A 16,444-nucleotide genomic window follows, 5' to 3' on the forward strand; every position below is an offset into this window, starting at 1 on the left:
GGGCAGCAGGCGCTGTGGGGGCCGGGACGCGGGCTGGTGCCAGGGGGGCGGGCGCCGGCGCGGGAGCACTGGAGGCTGCCGCGCCGGATCGCGCCTCGGGTGGTCTCGGGGCCGGGCCGGTGGGGGTCCAGTTGGTGGGGAGGGGTGGGAGTTGGTCGAAGACCTCGGGTGGGTCGGGTTGGGTGGACCAGGGAGTTGTCTGGGGGGCGGGTAGTAGGGCGGTTTGGGCTAGGAGGCGGCCGGCTGCGGCGGCGGAGGAGGGGCGTGCGTCGGGGGTGGTCTCGGTAAGAGCCTGGATCAGCTCAGCGAGGGAGCCTGAGACCGCGGGGAGGGCGCCGGTGTGGTCGGGCCGGATGCCGGTCAGCAGTTCGGCGGCTACTGCTCCGACTGTGTAGAGGTCCTGGCGCGGGTCCGGGTCGGCACCTGCCAGCTGTTCAGGCGCGATGTAGCCGGGAGTGCCGAGGACCGTGCTGTGGCGGGTCATCCGGGGCTCGTCGAGCAGACCGGCCACCCCGAAGTCCGAGAGCCGCAGATGAGGACGCCCGGTACCGGTGGCGTCCAGCAGCAGGTTGGCGGGCTTGAGATCGCGGTGCACGATGCCCGCGGCATGGACCGCCGAGAGCCCGTGCAGCAGTTGATCGAGCAAGACGGCGACGTACGACTCCGGCAGCGGGCCGTGGTCGCCGAGCAAGGTGGCGACGGATCCACCCCGGACCAGGTCCATCGCGAACACGACCTTGTCGTCGTCCGCGGCCCACCCGTGCGGCGCGACCACATGCGGGTGGTCGATCCGCAGCGACTGCTCCCGGACGAACCGCAGCAGCGTCGCCGCGTCGTGCTGCCCGAGCACCTTCGCCGCGACGTACCCCTTCCGCCGCAGGTCCCAGGCCCGCCAGACCGACCCCATCCCGCCGGTGCCGACCAGATCGATCAGCACGTACCGCCCAGCAAACGCTTCCACGAGGCACGAAGGTACCGGTCCACCGGTGCGGCCGATCAGTTAGAGCACCATCGAAGCCCACCCGTTCTGGTCTGGTCCGTTGTTTCGCTGGGCCAGTACTGCCACGACGAGTGAACGGGATCACGTGAATCTCTGATGATCGTCCGTGGGTGCGCGGGCTTTTCCCAGGCTCTGCGCACCCACGGGCTTTGCTCAGGTCGACCGGAGCGTGCGCATCTTCGCCCGCGCGCCGCATCTGTTCATCGAGCACCAGCGGCGGCGGTGGCTGCGACTGGTGTCGACGAAGAGCAGCGTGCAGGTGGGGTCTTCACAGTCGCGGATCAGCGCCGCGTCGGGACCGGTGAGCAGATCGATCCCGTCCCGCGCGACCACAGCCAGTACTGCGCTCGCCGGCGCGGCCGAGTCCTTCCGGTAGATCGTCCCCGACCGCAGTCCCAACGACGGAGCAGCCGTCTCAACCGAGGCGAACTCGTTCACGACAGCCACGTCCACAGGCCGAGCCGGATCATCCCCTAGCGTCGACAACACCAAGGAATACAGCGCTTCCCGCAGCCGCCGAGCCGCCTCCAAGTCCGCGTCGTCGGCGATGGAACGGCCGAGACCGGCCTCCTCGGACCAGCGAGCCAGATCGTCCGCGGTCTGCAACCGCTCGATGTCCGCGGACCCCCGCTTGCCGACCGTGCCGACGAAGTCGAGGGCGTGGCGTCCACTGATGAACGGGAACGTCAGCAGGTCAACGGCCACGCGCACTCGCCAGTTCGTACAGGACGTCGTTGAGTGGCGTTGGTACTCCGGCCTCGCGGCCGAGACGGACGATGGCGCCGGTCCATGCTTCCAGTTCGGACGGCTTGCGCGCGATCAGGTCGCGCTGCAGCGAGGTGGTCCCCGCCGGCGGCAGGCTGTCGAGGAAGGCCATCGTCGTGTCGACACTGTCGGCGGGCAACTGGACACCCCGGGCCGCGGCGACCCGCTGGATCTCGCCCATGCTGTCGAGGATCAACTGGCGAGTGCCCGGCAGGGTCCGAAGTACGCCGAAGGGGGCGTCGGCGAGCGTCGCGATCGCGCCCACCGAGCCGAGGGCGAGGAACTTCTTCCACAGCGCGGCCCAGATGTCGGAGGAGACGGAAGCGATCAGCCCGGAGCCATCCAAGGCGTCGCGCAGCCGCTCGACCCGCGGGCTCGACTGGCTGTCCCACTCGGCGAACGTCAACTTCCCGCCGCCACCGATCTGGCGCACCCGCCCCGGCCCGTCGAGGAACGCGATCACCTCGACCGCTCCCGGAATCACCGCCTCCCGGCCGACCACGTCGGCGACCTGCTGAGGAGCCTCGACCCCGTTCTGGGTGGTGACCACCGCGGTGCCGGCGCCGATCAGCGGCTTCAGCGACGCGATCGCGGGCTCGAGTTGCCACGTCTTCACACCCAGCAGCACATAGTCGACCTCGCCGATCTCCCCGGTGTCATCGGTGGCCCGGACCGTCTCCAGAGAGAAGTCTCCCGCCACGCTCTCCACCACCAGACCGTCCCGCCGCAGCGCCGCCAGATGATCGCCCCGGGCAACAAAACTCACCTCATGCCCGGCCGCGGCCAGCCGCCCACCGAAGTACCCACCAACGCCACCAGTCCCCAGCACCGCGAAAGTCGTCATCCCCGCATGTTACCGATCAACCCGGTAACAGCAACATCTCAGGGCTCCGGGGAATCAGCGGGTCCAGGATGTGACCCAGATCCTGGCGGGATTGCTCGGGCGTGGCACACTTCAAGTACGAGTGAACCCACTCGCGTGCTCCGGGGTCGGTGTAATTCCGAACCGGCGGTGATAGTCCGCGACCCGGCCGTAGCAACATCTCGGCCGGTTGACCTGGTGGAATTCCAGGACCGACGGTGAAAGTCCGGATGGGAGGCGCACGCGATCGGCGGGTGTGCTCCGCCTGCGCGTGGCGTGGGTGGGGGACGCACGCGTCGGTTGCCATGGCGCTGGTCATTTCTCGGGACGCGTCCGTGACAACGAGGGACCGTCAGTGAAGAACGCTTCGCCGATCGACGTCGCCTGGATGCGGCGTGCCGTCGACCTCGCCGCCCGCGGCCTCGGCAGCACCCATCCGAACCCGGTGGTCGGTTGTGTCATCACCGCCCGGGACGGGCATCCCGTCGGCGAGGGATTCCACGCCCGCAGCGGCGGCCCGCACGCCGAGGTCGAGGCGCTTCGGATGGCCGGCGACCGCGCCCGCGGCGGTACGGCGTACGTGACGCTGGAGCCGTGCAACCACACCGGCCGGACCGGGCCCTGTGTCGACGCCTTGATCGCGGCGGGTGTCGCCCGCGTCGTGTACGCCGTACCGGATCCGAACCGGCTTGCGGCGGGTGGCGCCGAGAAGCTGCGGGCCAAGGACATCGTCGTCGAGCAAGGCGTGCTCGAGGCTGAGGCCGAGGCGGTCAACCACGTCTGGCTGCACAGCGTCCGGGTGGGCCGCCCGTTCGTCACCTGGAAGTTCGCCACCACCCTCGACGGCCGCAGCGCGGCGCCGGACCGGTCGAGCAAGTGGATCACCGGCGAGGCCGCGCGCGCCGACGTGCACCGGAAGCGGGCCGAGTGCGACGCGATCGCGGTCGGCACCCAGACCGTGCTGACCGACGATCCGGAGCTGACCGCCCGGGACGAGCAGAACCGGCCGACAGTCCGCCAACCGCTCCGCGTCGTCGTCGGCGACCGCGACATCCCGGCGACCGCCCGGGTCCGCAACGACCGGGCCGAGACGCTGCTGCTCCCGACGCACGATCCCGCCGAGGTACTGCGCCAGCTGGACGACCGCCAGATCCGGCACCTCTGGCTCGAGGGCGGCCCGACCCTCGCGGCCGCGTTCCTGCGCGCCGGCCTGGTCGACCAGGTGGTCGCGTACGTCGCGCCGGCGCTGCTCGGCTCCGGCTTCTCCGCCGTCGGGGACCTGGGCGCGGAATCTATCGGCCAGCTCCGGCGCTTCACCCTTGCGGACGTCACTCGTCTCGGCGACGACGTCCGGCTCACGCTCACCCCGCACAGGAAGGCCTGACCATGTTCACCGGAATCGTCGAAGAGCTCGGCACCGTCGAGGCGCTCGACCTGCTGGAAGGTGACGCCGCCCGGCTCACCATCCGAGGCCCGAAGGTGACCGAGGACGCCGGCCACGGCGACTCGATCTCGGTGAACGGCTGTTGCCTGACGGTGGTCGGCACCGGCGACGGCACCTTCACCGCGGACGTGATGCGCGAGACGCTGCAGCGCACCAGCCTCGGCAGCGCCACCAAGGGCGCCACGGTGAACCTGGAGCGCGCTGTCACCGCCCACGCGAGGCTCGGCGGCCACATCGTCCAGGGACACGTCGACGGCGTCGGCACGATCGCGAGCCGCGAACCGGCCGAGCACTGGGAGCTGGTCCGGATCGCGGCCGCCCCGGAGCTGCTCAGGTACGTCGCCGAGAAGGGCTCGATCGCGGTCGACGGGGTCTCCCTGACCGTGACGGACGTCGACGACAGCACCGGGACGTTCGGTATCAGCCTAATCCCCACCACTCTCGAGCTGACCGTGCTCGGGCGCAACAAAGTCGGCGACACCGTGAACCTCGAGGTCGACGTCATCGCGAAGTACGTAGAGCGCTTGCTGGTTGGAGGCAAGGAATGAACTTCTTCGACTGGTTGCTGCACGAGCAGGTGACCATCGCCGGCTCGCCGGTCCTGGTCCGAGAGATCGTCGGCAACGTCTTCGGGCTCGGCAGCGCGCTGTTCGGGATGCGCCGGCTGGTCGCGGCCTGGCCCGTCGGCATCATCGGCAACGTCTTGCTGTTCACCGTGTTCGTCGGCGGGCTGTTCGACACCCCGCAGGACAAGGACCTGTGGGGTCAGGCCGGACGGCAGATCTTCTTCGCGCTGGTCAGCCTGTACGGGTGGTACCGCTGGTACCAGACCCGCCACGGCGGCGCGTCCACCGGCGTGAACCCGCGCTGGGCGACCACGAGAGAGCGCATCGAGTTGCTCGGCGCCGCAGTGGTCCTCTACGCGATCGCCTACCCGGTGCTGAAGGCGCTGGGCTCCTGGGGACCGCAGTGGGACGCCTGGATTCTGACCGGTTCGATCCTGGCCACGTACGGCATGGCCCGTGGCTTCGTGGAGTTCTGGCTGATCTGGATCGCGGTGGACGTCGTCGGCGTACCGCTGCTCGTGCAGGCCAAGTTCTACCCGTCGGCTGCCATGTACGTCGTCTACGGGCTGTTCTGTGTCATCGGATTCGTCGCCTGGTGGCGGATCCAGAATCGCGCGTCGGCGACAACGTCCACGCCTGAGCCAGTGGTGGTGGGCTGATCATGGGTGAAGTACTCAAGCTGGACACGATCGAGCATGCGATCGACGAGATCCGCGCCGGCCGGCCGGTCATCGTGGTGGACGACGAGGACCGCGAGAACGAGGGCGACCTCATCTTCGCGGCCTCCAAGGCGACGCCGGAACTCCTGGCATTCCTGATCCGCTACAGCTCCGGTGTCGTCTGCGTACCGATGGAGGCGGCCGAGCTCGACCGGCTCGGCATCCCGTTGATGACCCCGAACAACCGCGAGAAACTTCGGACGGCTTACACGATCTCTGTCGACGCGCGGGACAACATCGCCACCGGGATCTCGGCGGCGGACCGGGCCAGGACGATCAAGGTGCTCGCCGACTCGGCCAGCGAACCGTACGACCTGGTCCAGCCCGGGCACATCTTCCCCCTGCGCGCTCGCGAGGGCGGCGTCCTGGTCCGGCCGGGACACACGGAGGCTTCGATCGACCTGGCGCGGCTCGCGGGACTGACACCGGCCGCGGTGATCTCCGAACTGGTGAACGACGACGGCACGATGAAGCGCGGCGGGGACCTGCGCGAATTCGCCGACGAGCACAGCCTGGTGCTGGTCTCGATCGCGGACCTGATCCGCTACCGGCGCCGGACCGAGAGCCAGATTCAGCGGGTGGCCACCACCACGCTGCCGACTCAGTACGGCGATTTCGTTGCCCACGGCTACCGGAACACCGTCGACGGGTCCGAGCAACTGGCTCTGGTCCGCGGTGAGATCGGGGATGGCCCGACGCTGGTCCGGCTGCACTCCGAGTGCCTGACGGGTGACGTCTTCGGCTCGCTGCGCTGCGACTGTGGTCCGCAACTGGACGAGGCGATGCGCCAGGTCGCGGCCGAGGGCGGCGTCGTGGTCTACCAGCGCGGCCACGAGGGCCGTGGGATCGGCCTCCTGCACAAGCTGCAGGCGTACGCGCTCCAGGACACGGGCCGCGACACGGTCGACGCGAACCTCGACCTCGGCCTGCCGGCCGACGCTCGGGACTACGGCACGGGCGCGCAGATCCTGGCCGACCTGGGGTTCACCTCGGTGAAGCTGCTGACGAACAACCCGGACAAGCTGTCCGGCGTCCAGGGCTACGGCATCGACGTGGTCGAGCGCCGGGGCATCTCGATCGATCCGACCGAACACAACCTGCGGTACCTGCGGACCAAGCGTGACCGGATGGGTCACCACCTGCCCACCGGTACTGACGAGAACGGAGCCGGCTGATGTCGGGCAGTGGAGCACCCACCATCGAGATCCCGCGCGCTGAGGGCGTCCGGGTCGCGGTCATCGCGGCCCAGTGGCACCCGAAGGTGACCGACGCCCTGGTCGCCGGGGCCGAGCGGGCCCTGACCGAGTCCGGCGTCACCGACTACAAGGTGGTCCGGGTCCCGGGGTCGTTCGAGCTTCCGGTCGCCGCACTGCACGCGGCCAAGGGCGGGTACGACGCGGTGGTCGCGCTGGGCGTGGTCATCCGCGGGGACACGCCGCACTTCGAGTACGTCTGCCAGGCCGCGACCGACGGGCTGATGCGGGTTGCCACGGACACCGGAGTACCGGTCGGGTTCGGGCTGCTCACCTGCGACAACGACCCGCAGGCGCTGGACCGGGCGGGCCTGCCGGACAGCCGCGAGGACAAGGGCTACGAGTCGGCTCAAGCGGCCTTGTCCACCCTGCTCGCGACCCGCGCACTCTGAAGGAGAACGCCGCGGGGCCACGCGACGTGGCCCGGCGGCGGAAAGGGTTCAGCGGCTGACGACGGTCTCGCTGTGCATCCGCGAGAGCTTGTCGGGGTTGCGCACGTAGTAGAAGCCGGTGACGAGGCCGTCGTCGAAGCGCATCGCCATCACACCGTCGAGCTCGCCGTCCAGCCGGACAGCCAGAGCCGGGCAGCCGTTCACCTGCACCGGCTCGACCGACAGCTGAGCACCCACCCGGTGGAAGCCGGCCGTCAGCAGGCGAGCCACCTTGTCCGCCCCCATGATCGGTCGCGGCACGGCTTGCTTGACTCCGCCGCCGTCACCCAGGAGCACCACGTCCGGCGCGAGCAGGTCGAGCAGGCTCTGCAGGTCGCCCGTCTCGACCGCCCGCTGGAACGCCTCGAGCGCACCCTTGGCCTGGGCCGGGGAAGTCACTCCGCGCGGCCGCCGCGCGCCGACGTGGTTACGCGCCCGGTGGGCGATCTGGCGGACCGTGGCCGGCGTCTTGTCGACGGCCTCGGCGATCTCGTCGTACCCCAGAGCGAAGACCTCGCGGAGCACGAACACCGCCCGCTCGGTCGGCGTGAGGGTTTCCAGCACCAGCAGCATCGCCATCGAGACGCTCTCGGCCAGTTCGACGTCGTCGGCCACGTCGGGCGCGGTCAGCAGCGGCTCGGGCAGCCAGGAACCGACGTACGACTCCCTGCGCCGGCCAAGCGTGCGTAGCCGGGTGAGCGCCTGGCGGGTGGTGATCCGGACCAGGTAGGCCCGCTGGTCCCGCACCGTGGCGAGATCGACGTCCGCCCAGCGCAGCCAGGTCTCCTGCAGTACGTCCTCGGCGTCGGCGGCCGAGCTGAGCATCTCGTAGGCGACGGTGAAGAGCAGGTTGCGGTGGGCAACGAAAGCCGCGGTGGCGGAGTCGGTGCGGTCGCTCATCGGTGGCTCCTGTCTGTTCGCTCTCGACTGTGGCACACGCACAAGACGCCGGTTCCCGGTCCGCTGTGACATCTCCGCCCGGTGGTGTACGTCACGTAGCCGGACCGTCACAAGCATCGACCGGCGAGCGCCTTGTGTCCGACAGCCACGACAACAAGGAGAACATGATGGAAGCTCGCATGAACCTGATGGCCAACCCGGTCGCGGCCAAGATCCTGAAATACCTCCACTCGGCGGGCAAGGAGATCAAGGGCTCGACGCTGCCCGTGGCGACGCAGCACCTGGTGACGCTCCGGGCCAGTCAGATCAACGGCTGCGCGGTCTGCACCGACATGCACAGCAAGGACGCCGCCCACGCCGGGGACTCCGCCACCCGCATCAATCTGGTCGCGGCCTGGCGGGAGGCGCCTCAGTTCAGTGACGCCGAGCGTGCGGCGCTGGAGCTGACGGAACAGGCCACCCGGATCGCCGACGCTGCCGGCGGTGTGACGGAGGAGGCCTGGCTGGACGCCGCCAAGCACTACGACGAGGACCAACTCGCCGCCTTGGTGTGCCTGATCGCGTTCATCAACACGGCCAACCGGCTGAACGTCGCCGTGCAGCAGCCCGTCGGCGACTACCAGCCCGGCCAGTTCGGCTGAAACAGCAAGCCCCGGCCCTTCCCCCCTTCGCGGTGGGGGAAGGGCCAGGATGTCTTCACGCCGTGCGCGTGTGGGTCATCTTCCAGTTCGGCACCCAGGTCTGGCCGCCGTCGGTGGAGAAGAACTGCTCCCAGGAGGCCTGGTCGGTGCCGGGCGTCCACAGGAAGCGGACGTCGATCGGTTGGCCCTCCCACTCGTCCGGGCCTTCGAAGATCCCCAGGCCGTCGGCGCCGAAGGAACCCCGCACCGGAGTCTCCAGCTTCCCGCGCAGGCTGTTGATCCAGTGGATCGACCAACGCTTCGTCTCCGGGTTGAACAGCCGCAGCGTCGCGCCCCGGAAGCCCTCGGTCGGGAACCAGCCCTCATCGAAGCTGATCGCGCCGTCGAAGTAGCTGTAGACCTTCATGGTGGCGGGCACCTCGTACCACTGCGCCGGCTCGCCCAGGGCCGGCTTGCGGCGCTCGTTGTGGATGTCCCACTCACCGACCAGGAAGTCGAAGTCGCCGGTCGGCTTGGGCAGGTCGACCCGCGGCGGCTCGGTGTCGCGCCGGGTGAAGTCCATCGTCCAGTTGACCTCCCACGTCTCGCCGCCGTCGTCGGAGAAGGACTGCTCCCAGTGCGCGGTGGTCTCGGTGATGTCGGACCAGGCGTAGCTGACCAGGATCTTCCGGCCGTCGAGTACCTCCTCACCGACCAGCCAGCAGGACCCGTCCTGCCAGCCGCCCTTCACGGGTGGCTGGACCTCCATCGTCTTGCTGCTGATCCAGTAGATCGTCCAGTCCTTGCTCACCGGGTCGAACAGCCGCACCGACATCCCGTACGAGCCCTTGGTCGGGAACTGCATCTCGTCGATGCTGATCGCCCCGTCGAAGTGGGTCCGGGCGCTGCAGGTGCCGTCGAACTCCTGCCAGTCGTCGCTGCCGACGAAGACCTTGGTCAGCGTCCGGTGCCGGACGTCGAAGTGGCCGTTCAGGAAGTCGAAGTCGCCGGTTTCTTTGGTCCAAGTCGTCATGGGACCAGCCTGGCGGCTATACCTGACAGCGAGTGGCAGTGTTTGGCGCTAACCTCGAAGCATGCGTTCGAGCCGGCTGTTGCAGATCCTGTTGCTGCTGCAGACGCGCCGTCAGTTGACCGCCCGTGAACTGGCCGAGGAGCTCGAGGTCTCGCTGCGCACGATCTACCGCGATGTCGACGCGCTCGCCGCCGCCGGCGTCCCGGTGTACGCCGACCAGGGCCGCGCCGGGGGCTACCGCCTGGTCGACGGCTATCGCACCAAGCTCACCGGGCTCACCGAGGGGGAGGCGGCCGCTCTCTTCCTGGTCGGTATGCCCGGTCCCGCGGCCGCGCTCGGGCTCACCGAGCAGACGAGTGCGGCCGAGCTCAAGCTGCTGGCCGCGCTCGCGCCCGATCAGCGGGATCGCGCCGGGCGACTGAAGAACCGGTTCCACCTCGACATGCCCGCGTGGTACCGCGAGGCCGAGACTTCGCCGTACCTGGCCGCGGTGGCCGAGGCGGTCCTGCAAGACCGGCGGATCAAGGTGCTCTACCGACGCTGGGAAGCGCCCCGCGAGGTGGAACGCACGCTCGAGCCGTACGGGCTCGTCCTCAAACACGGCAGCTGGTACGTCGTCGCGGCCGCGCCCGGGGGTGTCCGCACGTACCGCGTCTCGAACATCCTGCAACTGGCTCCCACCGACGAGGAGTTCAGCCGCCCGGCCGACTTCGACCTCGCCCGGCACTGGCAGGAGCATCTGGACCAGTTCGAGCGACGCCGCATCACCGGCCAGGCGGTGGTTCGGATCTCAGCGCCGCTGGTGGCCCGGCTGGCGGATCTCTCGGCGGCGGTGCTGCTCAAGGCGATCGCCGACACCGGCGCCGGACCGGCCGACGACGGCAGCGTCACGGTCGCGGTACCGATCGAGTCCCTCGGCAACGCCGCCGCCCAGTTCATCCGCTACGGCGACCTGCTGGAGGTTCTCGAACCGGCGGAACTGCGCGATGAACTGGCCCGCCTCGCGCGCTCCCTGCTGGAGCTCTACGCGGACGGGCCGCAGCCCACCTGACCGCCTCAGCGGTCGCGACGGTCGAGCTCGCCTTCGGCCTCGATCCGCTCCTTGCGCACGTCCTCCGAGATCGTCTCCTGGTCCACCTCGGTCTCGGTTGACAACCGCACCCGCTCCACCGGTTCGGTGCGCTTCTCCACCACCGGAGTCTCCTGGTGGAGCACCACCTCGTGCTCCTCCTCGGACAGGTCCGCCCCGGACATCGCCTGGTCGACGTTGCCGTCGGTGATCGGTTCGCGTTCCACCACCGCGCGCTCCCGGCGTACCGGCACGGTCTGCTGCACCTCCTCGGTCACCACGTACTTGCGCAGCCGCGCCCGGCCCGCCTCCTGCTGCTGCGTGCCGACGGAGAGCCGCTCCTCCGACCGCGTCATCGCCTCGTCCGTCTCGGGCCCGGAGACATCCTCACCCTCGGAGTGCCGGCCGTTGCCCGACGAGTACGCCATCCCGTAGTAGTCGTAGAGAGTCTGCTCCTCGTCGGGGCTCAAGTGCCCGGAGTCCGGCTTGATGTTCGGCGCGCCCTTGATCCGGTCCTTGTCGTACGGCAGCACCAGCCGGTCGTTCTCGTACGACGCCTCGGCGATCGGCACCAGCGACGTGTTCATCCCGAACAGCCCGGTGTGTACCGCGACGAACTCGGGCCGGCCGGTGTCGTCGTCCAGGTAGACCTCGTCGGCCCGCCCGATCTTGTCGCCCGCCGGATCGTACGCGTCGCTGCCGATCACGTCTCTGACTTGCTCGTTGGTGAGCATCCTGCACCTCCTGGGTCGGAAGCGGACGCGGTACCCCCGGATCACCCCGCTATCCCTGCCAGGCCGGAGAAATCTTGTGCAGTTGGCGATTCCTAGAGCTGAGTACTGGCGGCGGTCACCAGATGATGCGGTACCGCATACCGAGTGTGGCCCTGGTAGCCGGTGACGGAGTGGGCTGCGGTCAACGAGTTGAGCAAGGCCTCTTCGACCGCTTCGGTGGTCGCTTGGAACACCCCGCGTAGTTCACCTTCGTCGAAGGCTGCCGATCGCGTCGTGCTGAAGGCGATCGCGTAGTCGCCGCTGCCGGGGGCGAAGTCGGAGCCCACCCTGCCCATCGCGAACACCGCGCGTCGGGCCACCCGCCCGAGTTGCCGGGCGTCGAGCGGGAGATCGGTCGCGACGACGATCATGCACGAGTTGCCACCAGGTTCCCCGACCGCCTCGGTCGCCGGAATCGGCGTGCCGAGCACGGTCAGGGTCCCCGAGAAGTTCGCCTGCACCAGGACCCCCAGCACGCCGCCGTTGCTCAGTCGGCGGGACGCGGTGCCGATGCCCGCTTTGAAACCCAGGGCACAGGTGCCCGTACCGGCGCCGGCGCAACCTTCGGCCGGGAGGTCGGCAGAGGCGGAGTCGAGGGCGGCGACGACGTGCTCGGGGGTGATCGGGCGGCGCCGGATGTCGGACAGGAAGCCGTCGTTGGTCTCGCCGACCACCGGGTTGAGGCTGGTCGCCGCCGGGTCACGGTCGAGCAGCCAGGTCAGCAGCGCGTCGGCGACCCGGAAGACCGACAGCGTGCCGGTGAGCAGGATCGGCGTCTCGATCACGCCGAGTTCGTCGACCTGGGTGGAGCCGACCAGCTTCCCGTACCCGTTGCCGACCGCAACCGCCGCGGGCAGCCCGCGATAGTCGGCGGGCACGATCGCCGTCACCCCGGTGTGCAGGTCGGCGCCGTCGTCGATCGTGGTCTGGCCGACCCGCACGCCGGGCACGTCGGTGATCGCGTTCAGCGGGCCGGTCGGGAGGGTGCCGATCAGGACGCCGAGGTCACGAGCACGGGCCGGCGGCTGAGAAGGAGGCATGGGGGGAAGATTAGGCGTTCTCGCCGGGCGGATGGTCGAGAAAGTTGCCGGATGCTGCTGGGGGACTGCTTCTATCCGCCGCCGTTCCACTGCGCGAGGAGGGCGACGAACTGGATTTCGGGATCGTGAAACGGCTGCTCACCGAGCGTCACGCCTGGTACGGCGACGCCCACTCGGCGCCCCGGAGCCTGCGCGTGGCCCGGCGGGAAGGTCCGGAGAGCGAGACCTGAGCGCAACCTCCCGGCCGCCGACCTCTAGGCTGAGCCTGCGATGAAGACCTTTGACGAACTGTTCGCCGAGCTGGGCGAGAAGGCGCTGACCCGACCGGAGGGCTCCGGCACGGTGGCCGCGCTGGACGCCGGCGTGCACACGATCGGCAAGAAGCTGGTCGAGGAGGCCGCCGAGTCCTGGATGGCCGCCGAGCACGAAGGCAAGGAACGGGCCGCGGAGGAGCTGAGCCAGCTGCTCTACCACGCTCAGGTGATGATGCACGCGCTGGGCCTGAGCCTCGACGACGTGTACCGACATCTGTAGGAGTCCCGACAGATCACCCGGTTCACCTCTACAGATTGGCCGTTTCATGCTGCGCGTCGCAGTACCGAACAAGGGCTCGCTGAGCGAGGCCGCGACATCCATCCTGAGCGAGGCCGGCTACCGGCAGCGCCGGACCACCAAGGACCTGTCTTTGACCGACCCCGACAACGGGGTCGAGTTCTACTACCTGCGCCCGCGCGACATCGCCGTGTACGTCGGCGAGGGCACCCTCGACGTCGGCATCTCCGGGCGTGACCTGGTGCTCGACTCGCACGCCGCCGCCGACACCATCCTGGAGCTGGGCTTCGGCGGCTCGACCTTCCGGTTCGCCGGCCGGCCGGGCGTCGCGCAGTCGGTGAAGGACCTGGAGGGCAAGCGGATCGCCACCTCGTTCGCCGGCATCCTCAGCGACCACCTCGAGGAGAACGGCGTCAACGCCGCCGTGGTGAAGCTGGACGGCGCGGTCGAGTCCGCGGTCCAGCTCGGTGTCGCCGACGTGATCGCCGACGTCGTCGAGACCGGTACGACGCTGCGCCAGGCCGGGCTCGAGGTGTTCGGCGACGTGATCCTCAAGTCCGAGGCCGTGCTGATCAAGCGGAACGGGGTCGACCACCCCGCCGGGCTGGAGCAGTTGGTCCGCCGGCTGGAGGGCGTCCTGGTCGCGCGCAACTACGTGATGATGGACTACGACATCCGCGCCGAGGCGGTCGAGGCGGCGAACGCGGTCGCGCCCGGCCTCGAGTCGCCGACGGTGTCGCCGCTTCATCGGGAAGGCTGGGTCGCCGTCCGGGTGATGGTGCTCCGAGCCGACGCACAGCGGATCATGGACCAGCTCTGGGAGGTCGGCGCGCGCGCGATCCTGACGACGGACATCCACGCGTGCCGGATCTGAGCGTGACCACCTCGAAGGCGCTGTGGACCTTCCATCCCTGGATCATCGCGATGATGGCCGGCGCGATGGGACTGTCGATCGTCGCCATCTTCGGGGTGATCTGGTTCCGGCTGTCCGACGATGCCCGGGACACCTTCACCCTGTTCCAGCGGCTCACCCTGCTGGCCTTCTTCGGCACGGTCCTCTGGCTGCTCTACCGGATGGGGACGGTCCGCGTCACGGCGTACGACGACGGGCTGCGGATCCGCAACGTGTTCAAGAGCTACCGCTTCGACTGGACCGACGTGAAGGCGCTGCGGTTCCGCGCCGGTGACCCGTGGCTCCAGCTGTTCGATGCCGAAGGCAACCGCCTGGGCGTGCTCGCGGTGCAGGCGTCCGAAGGGGAGCGGGCCGGCAAAGCCGCCAAGGAACTGGCGGCCGTGGCCCGCTCGCACGGCGCCGGCTAGACGCTCACCCGGAAACTGGTGGTGTGCTCGTCCCCAGGGGCGAGCACGACCAGGTCGTCGCCGGTCTTGAACGCGTCGGGCGGGCACGTCATCGGTTCCACCGCGAGGCCGACCCGGTCGAGCGCGTTGGCCGTGTAGAGCTGCATCCACTTGGTGTCGCTGGTCAGGCGGGCGGTGTTGCCGGTGGCGGGATCGGTCAGCCGCACCTCCCAACTGCGCGGCAACCCGGTGAACGCGTTGTCGATGTCGAGATCCTGCACCAGCCGCGCCTGGCTGAAGTCGTACTGCGAATCGGCGACCGGCGCGAGTCCGATCGGGCTCAGCCGGTCCGGGGTCACCTCGAGCCAGTGGTCGGCCGTGAACTCCAGTTCGCACTCGTCGATCCGGCGGCCGACCGTCAGGTACGGATGCGTGCCGTACCCGTACGGCGCCTCGTCGGCGCCGACGTTCTTCGCCCGGGCGGTGACGGTCAAGCCGTTGGAAGCGTCGAGGTGGTAGCCGAGGCTCAGGTCGAGCTGGTGCGGATAACCCGGCTGACCGTGCAACCGGTAGGCGACCTCGACGACCGACTCGTCGGTGCCGTCGTCCACCCGCTCCCAGTTCGCCCAGCGGGTCAGGCCGTGGATCGCGTTGGACCGGGTGGGCTCACTCAGGTGGAGTTGCTGGTCGACGCCGCGGAAGGTGTACTTCCCGTCGGTGACCCGGTTCGGCCACGGGAACAGGTGCTGGCCGATCCCGGCCCGGGCCGGCTCGTTCTCGGGATACCCGACGAGCACCTCGCGGCCGTCGTGCGAGAGCCCGCGGAGTCCTCCGCCGACGCTCACCACGGTTCCGGAGTACGCGCCGGACCTGATCGTCCACTGTTCCCCTGAAGGCAAGATCATGCCTCCATCCTTTCAGGAGGCGGCCCTTCAGGAGGCGGCGGAGTCGTGGGTGAGGTTGATCGACTTGACGATGAGTTCGGTGTCTGGGGAGTGCGGGACGGCCGGGTCGCCGTCGACGATCACCTGGGCCCGCTCACGGGTGTGCTCGACGGCGAAGTGGTCGCGCTCCCAGCGCATCCACTCCAGCCACTGGTCGCGCAGCGCCTCGCCGTCGCGTTCGATGCCGCGGTGCATCCGGACCTCGTTGCTGGTCTCGATCCACACCTGCAGCGACTGCCAGGGCTCGGCGTCCCGGTCGCAGGAGGTGACGCCGTCGACGATCAGCAGGTCGAGGGTGACCGGCACCACGTGCAACTCGGCGTACGCGCCGGTCTTCCAGTCGTACCGGCGGTAGCGGCCTTCGCGGCCGTCAGCCAGGCGCTTCAGCACGTGGTCCCGCAGCAGGCCGAAACCGCGCACCGCGCCGTCCCAGCCGTCGTACAGGTCGTCCATGCGGAGCACCAGGGTGTGCAGGCCGCGCGCCTCCGCACGCGCGGCGAAGCGGTCGGCCAAGGTGCTCTTCCCGGATCCGGCCGGGCCGTCGATGCTGATCAGCCTGGTCCGGCCGAGCCGGGCAGGGGTGGACAGCGCGTGGTCCAGCAGGCTGTCGATGGTCAGGGGGTCGCTGGTCAGGCGTTCAGTTGATGCCATGGCGTTTAAGGATGTCCTCGATCTCGTCGAACTCCGACGACTCCTGGCCCTTCGCCGCCTTGGGGGCCTTCGCGGGCTTGCTCTGCTTGTCCTGCTTCGACGGCGTGACGCTGGCGGGCGGCGGTCCGGAGGCGGTCAGTTCTCCGAGCGCGTCAGTGGCCGGCTTGGGCTTGGCGGTCTTCTCCGGAGCGTCGCCGCGGCGGGCCTTGGCGACGCCGGAGACCACGTAGAGCACGACCGAGACGCCGAACAGCGCCACGCCGGCCCAGACGGTGGGGGAGAAGATCAGGTGCGCGACCCAACTCGTGACGCTCTTCACCACGTCCCAGAGCAGCTCGAGCAGTCCGGTCATGTACAGCGAGACCGGAAGCAGCGACCAGGCCACGCCGCGGACGCCCGAAGCGAGTCCGCGGCGCCGCCAGGCGGCCCACGAACCGATCAGGCCGAGCAGCGTGAGGCCGACGCAGAACGGCAGCAGCGACAGATCATTGAAGTCAGGCACATACCCAGGCTTGCACAGATA

General features: G+C 69.4%; 20 protein-coding genes, 1 pseudogene and 1 riboswitch. Of the genes and pseudogenes, 11 read left to right on the forward strand and 10 right to left on the reverse strand.

The annotated features are described in order from the left end of the window. The 3 genes and pseudogenes from ABD255_RS22265 to ABD255_RS22275 all read right to left on the reverse strand — a co-directional run. Positions 1-961 (reverse strand): annotated as a pseudogene (locus tag ABD255_RS22265) (serine/threonine-protein kinase); the annotation flags it as partial. Between the two features lie 192 nt (positions 962-1,153). Beyond that, positions 1,154-1,705 (reverse strand): CGNR zinc finger domain-containing protein, encoded by a 552-nt coding sequence (locus ABD255_RS22270; protein ID WP_344216940.1) that lies wholly within the window; start codon positions 1,703-1,705, stop codon positions 1,154-1,156. Further along, positions 1,695-2,609, reverse strand: a complete 915-nt coding sequence (locus tag ABD255_RS22275) for a 2-dehydropantoate 2-reductase (protein ID WP_344216942.1) — start codon at positions 2,607-2,609, stop codon at positions 1,695-1,697. The genes ABD255_RS22270 and ABD255_RS22275 overlap by 11 nt, the downstream gene beginning before the upstream one ends. A 132-nt stretch (positions 2,610-2,741) precedes the next feature. After that, positions 2,742-2,873, forward strand: a riboswitch (FMN riboswitch). A 109-nt stretch (positions 2,874-2,982) separates the two neighbouring features. Between ABD255_RS22275 and ribD the strand changes: the two genes are divergently transcribed. Genes ribD through ribH form a run of 5 tightly spaced genes read left to right on the forward strand, consistent with a single transcriptional unit; the run spans position 2,983 to position 7,001 of the window. Then, a complete protein-coding gene (gene ribD / locus ABD255_RS22280; RefSeq protein ID WP_344216944.1) occupies positions 2,983-4,011 on the forward strand; it encodes a bifunctional diaminohydroxyphosphoribosylaminopyrimidine deaminase/5-amino-6-(5-phosphoribosylamino)uracil reductase RibD in 1,029 nt (342 codons plus the stop codon). A gap of 2 nt (positions 4,012-4,013) precedes the next feature. Beyond that, positions 4,014-4,619, forward strand: a complete 606-nt coding sequence (locus ABD255_RS22285; RefSeq protein ID WP_344216946.1) for a riboflavin synthase — start codon at positions 4,014-4,016, stop codon at positions 4,617-4,619. Continuing rightward, positions 4,616-5,296 (forward strand): nicotinamide riboside transporter PnuC, encoded by a 681-nt coding sequence (gene pnuC / locus ABD255_RS22290; RefSeq protein ID WP_344216948.1) that lies wholly within the window; start codon positions 4,616-4,618, stop codon positions 5,294-5,296. Before ABD255_RS22285 ends, pnuC begins: the two co-directional genes overlap by 4 nt. A 2-nt stretch (positions 5,297-5,298) precedes the next feature. Then, positions 5,299-6,531 (forward strand): bifunctional 3,4-dihydroxy-2-butanone-4-phosphate synthase/GTP cyclohydrolase II, encoded by a 1,233-nt coding sequence (locus ABD255_RS22295; protein WP_344216950.1) that lies wholly within the window; start codon positions 5,299-5,301, stop codon positions 6,529-6,531. Next, on the forward strand, positions 6,531-7,001 hold the full coding sequence (gene ribH, locus ABD255_RS22300; protein WP_344216952.1) for a 6,7-dimethyl-8-ribityllumazine synthase: 471 nt from the start codon (positions 6,531-6,533) through the stop codon (positions 6,999-7,001). The genes ABD255_RS22295 and ribH overlap by 1 nt, the downstream gene beginning before the upstream one ends. 48 nt (positions 7,002-7,049) lie before the next feature. Here the strand turns inward: ribH and ABD255_RS22305 are convergent, their stop codons facing one another. Then, complete coding sequence (locus ABD255_RS22305) at positions 7,050-7,940, reverse strand: RNA polymerase sigma-70 factor (protein WP_344216954.1); 891 nt, start codon at positions 7,938-7,940, stop codon at positions 7,050-7,052. Between the two features lie 167 nt (positions 7,941-8,107). Between ABD255_RS22305 and ABD255_RS22310 the strand changes: the two genes are divergently transcribed. Next, on the forward strand, positions 8,108-8,581 hold the full coding sequence (locus tag ABD255_RS22310; protein WP_344216955.1) for a carboxymuconolactone decarboxylase family protein: 474 nt from the start codon (positions 8,108-8,110) through the stop codon (positions 8,579-8,581). Between the two features lie 55 nt (positions 8,582-8,636). Here the strand turns inward: ABD255_RS22310 and ABD255_RS22315 are convergent, their stop codons facing one another. Continuing rightward, positions 8,637-9,593, reverse strand: a complete 957-nt coding sequence (locus ABD255_RS22315) for a hypothetical protein (RefSeq protein ID WP_344216957.1) — start codon at positions 9,591-9,593, stop codon at positions 8,637-8,639. A 61-nt stretch (positions 9,594-9,654) separates the two neighbouring features. On the opposite strand from ABD255_RS22315, the gene ABD255_RS22320 reads away from it, so the two are divergent. Next, entirely contained in the window at positions 9,655-10,644 is a 990-nt protein-coding gene (locus ABD255_RS22320; RefSeq protein ID WP_344216959.1) for a helix-turn-helix transcriptional regulator, read from the forward strand. A 5-nt stretch (positions 10,645-10,649) separates the two neighbouring features. Here the strand turns inward: ABD255_RS22320 and ABD255_RS22325 are convergent, their stop codons facing one another. Both ABD255_RS22325 and ABD255_RS22330 read right to left on the reverse strand, forming a co-directional pair. Then, positions 10,650-11,396, reverse strand: coding sequence for a DUF2382 domain-containing protein (locus tag ABD255_RS22325; RefSeq protein WP_344216961.1), 747 nt, complete (start codon positions 11,394-11,396; stop codon positions 10,650-10,652). A 92-nt stretch (positions 11,397-11,488) separates the two neighbouring features. Beyond that, positions 11,489-12,475: a P1 family peptidase gene (locus ABD255_RS22330; protein WP_344216962.1), complete on the reverse strand. Its 987-nt coding sequence runs from the start codon at positions 12,473-12,475 to the stop codon at positions 11,489-11,491. A 44-nt stretch (positions 12,476-12,519) separates the two neighbouring features. Between ABD255_RS22330 and ABD255_RS22335 the strand changes: the two genes are divergently transcribed. From ABD255_RS22335 to ABD255_RS22350, 4 genes are read left to right on the forward strand one after another with little or no spacing between them, the layout of a single operon-like run. Next, entirely contained in the window at positions 12,520-12,705 is a 186-nt protein-coding gene (locus ABD255_RS22335; protein WP_344216964.1) for a hypothetical protein, read from the forward strand. Between the two features lie 40 nt (positions 12,706-12,745). Beyond that, complete coding sequence (locus ABD255_RS22340; protein ID WP_020390973.1) at positions 12,746-13,009, forward strand: phosphoribosyl-ATP diphosphatase; 264 nt, start codon at positions 12,746-12,748, stop codon at positions 13,007-13,009. A 46-nt stretch (positions 13,010-13,055) separates the two neighbouring features. Next, complete coding sequence (gene hisG / locus ABD255_RS22345) at positions 13,056-13,901, forward strand: ATP phosphoribosyltransferase (RefSeq protein WP_344216967.1); 846 nt, start codon at positions 13,056-13,058, stop codon at positions 13,899-13,901. Further along, on the forward strand, positions 13,889-14,347 hold the full coding sequence (locus ABD255_RS22350) for a PH domain-containing protein (protein ID WP_344216969.1): 459 nt from the start codon (positions 13,889-13,891) through the stop codon (positions 14,345-14,347). The genes hisG and ABD255_RS22350 overlap by 13 nt, the downstream gene beginning before the upstream one ends. Here ABD255_RS22350 and ABD255_RS22355 read toward each other — a convergent pair. From ABD255_RS22355 to ABD255_RS22365, 3 genes are read right to left on the reverse strand one after another with little or no spacing between them, the layout of a single operon-like run. Beyond that, positions 14,344-15,231, reverse strand: a complete 888-nt coding sequence (locus ABD255_RS22355; protein WP_344216971.1) for an aldose 1-epimerase family protein — start codon at positions 15,229-15,231, stop codon at positions 14,344-14,346. The genes ABD255_RS22350 and ABD255_RS22355 overlap by 4 nt on opposite strands. 27 nt (positions 15,232-15,258) lie before the next feature. Further along, positions 15,259-15,921, reverse strand: coding sequence for a uridine kinase family protein (locus ABD255_RS22360; RefSeq protein ID WP_344216973.1), 663 nt, complete (start codon positions 15,919-15,921; stop codon positions 15,259-15,261). Then, complete coding sequence (locus ABD255_RS22365) at positions 15,908-16,423, reverse strand: hypothetical protein (RefSeq protein WP_344216975.1); 516 nt, start codon at positions 16,421-16,423, stop codon at positions 15,908-15,910. The genes ABD255_RS22360 and ABD255_RS22365 overlap by 14 nt, the downstream gene beginning before the upstream one ends. Positions 16,424-16,444 lie beyond the last annotated feature (21 nt).

The sequence above is a fragment of the Kribbella sancticallisti genome (genome assembly GCF_039530625.1).
In the GTDB taxonomy this organism is placed as follows: Bacteria; Actinomycetota; Actinomycetes; order Propionibacteriales; family Kribbellaceae; genus Kribbella; species Kribbella sancticallisti.

What these genes read in the sequence shown, in the direction of transcription:
- pnuC (WP_344216948.1), top strand. Translation starts at nt 4,616, where the DNA reads ATGAACTTCTTCGACTGGTTGCTGCACGAGCAGGTGACCATCGCCGGC.
- ribH (WP_344216952.1), top strand. Translation starts at nt 6,531, where the DNA reads ATGTCGGGCAGTGGAGCACCCACCATCGAGATCCCGCGCGCTGAGGGC.
- ABD255_RS22310 (WP_344216955.1), top strand. Translation starts at nt 8,108, where the DNA reads ATGGAAGCTCGCATGAACCTGATGGCCAACCCGGTCGCGGCCAAGATC.
- ABD255_RS22285 (WP_344216946.1), top strand. Translation starts at nt 4,014, where the DNA reads ATGTTCACCGGAATCGTCGAAGAGCTCGGCACCGTCGAGGCGCTCGAC.
- hisG (WP_344216967.1), top strand. Translation starts at nt 13,056, where the DNA reads ATGCTGCGCGTCGCAGTACCGAACAAGGGCTCGCTGAGCGAGGCCGCG.
- ABD255_RS22295 (WP_344216950.1), top strand. Translation starts at nt 5,299, where the DNA reads ATGGGTGAAGTACTCAAGCTGGACACGATCGAGCATGCGATCGACGAG.
- ABD255_RS22315 (WP_344216957.1), bottom strand. Translation starts at nt 9,593, where the DNA reads ATGACGACTTGGACCAAAGAAACCGGCGACTTCGACTTCCTGAACGGC.
- ABD255_RS22325 (WP_344216961.1), bottom strand. Translation starts at nt 11,396, where the DNA reads ATGCTCACCAACGAGCAAGTCAGAGACGTGATCGGCAGCGACGCGTAC.
- ABD255_RS22275 (WP_344216942.1), bottom strand. Translation starts at nt 2,609, where the DNA reads ATGACGACTTTCGCGGTGCTGGGGACTGGTGGCGTTGGTGGGTACTTC.
- ABD255_RS22330 (WP_344216962.1), bottom strand. Translation starts at nt 12,475, where the DNA reads ATGCCTCCTTCTCAGCCGCCGGCCCGTGCTCGTGACCTCGGCGTCCTG.
- ABD255_RS22360 (WP_344216973.1), bottom strand. Translation starts at nt 15,921, where the DNA reads ATGGCATCAACTGAACGCCTGACCAGCGACCCCCTGACCATCGACAGC.
- ABD255_RS22320 (WP_344216959.1), top strand. Translation starts at nt 9,655, where the DNA reads ATGCGTTCGAGCCGGCTGTTGCAGATCCTGTTGCTGCTGCAGACGCGC.
- ABD255_RS22355 (WP_344216971.1), bottom strand. Translation starts at nt 15,231, where the DNA reads ATGATCTTGCCTTCAGGGGAACAGTGGACGATCAGGTCCGGCGCGTAC.
- ABD255_RS22340 (WP_020390973.1), top strand. Translation starts at nt 12,746, where the DNA reads ATGAAGACCTTTGACGAACTGTTCGCCGAGCTGGGCGAGAAGGCGCTG.
- ABD255_RS22305 (WP_344216954.1), bottom strand. Translation starts at nt 7,940, where the DNA reads ATGAGCGACCGCACCGACTCCGCCACCGCGGCTTTCGTTGCCCACCGC.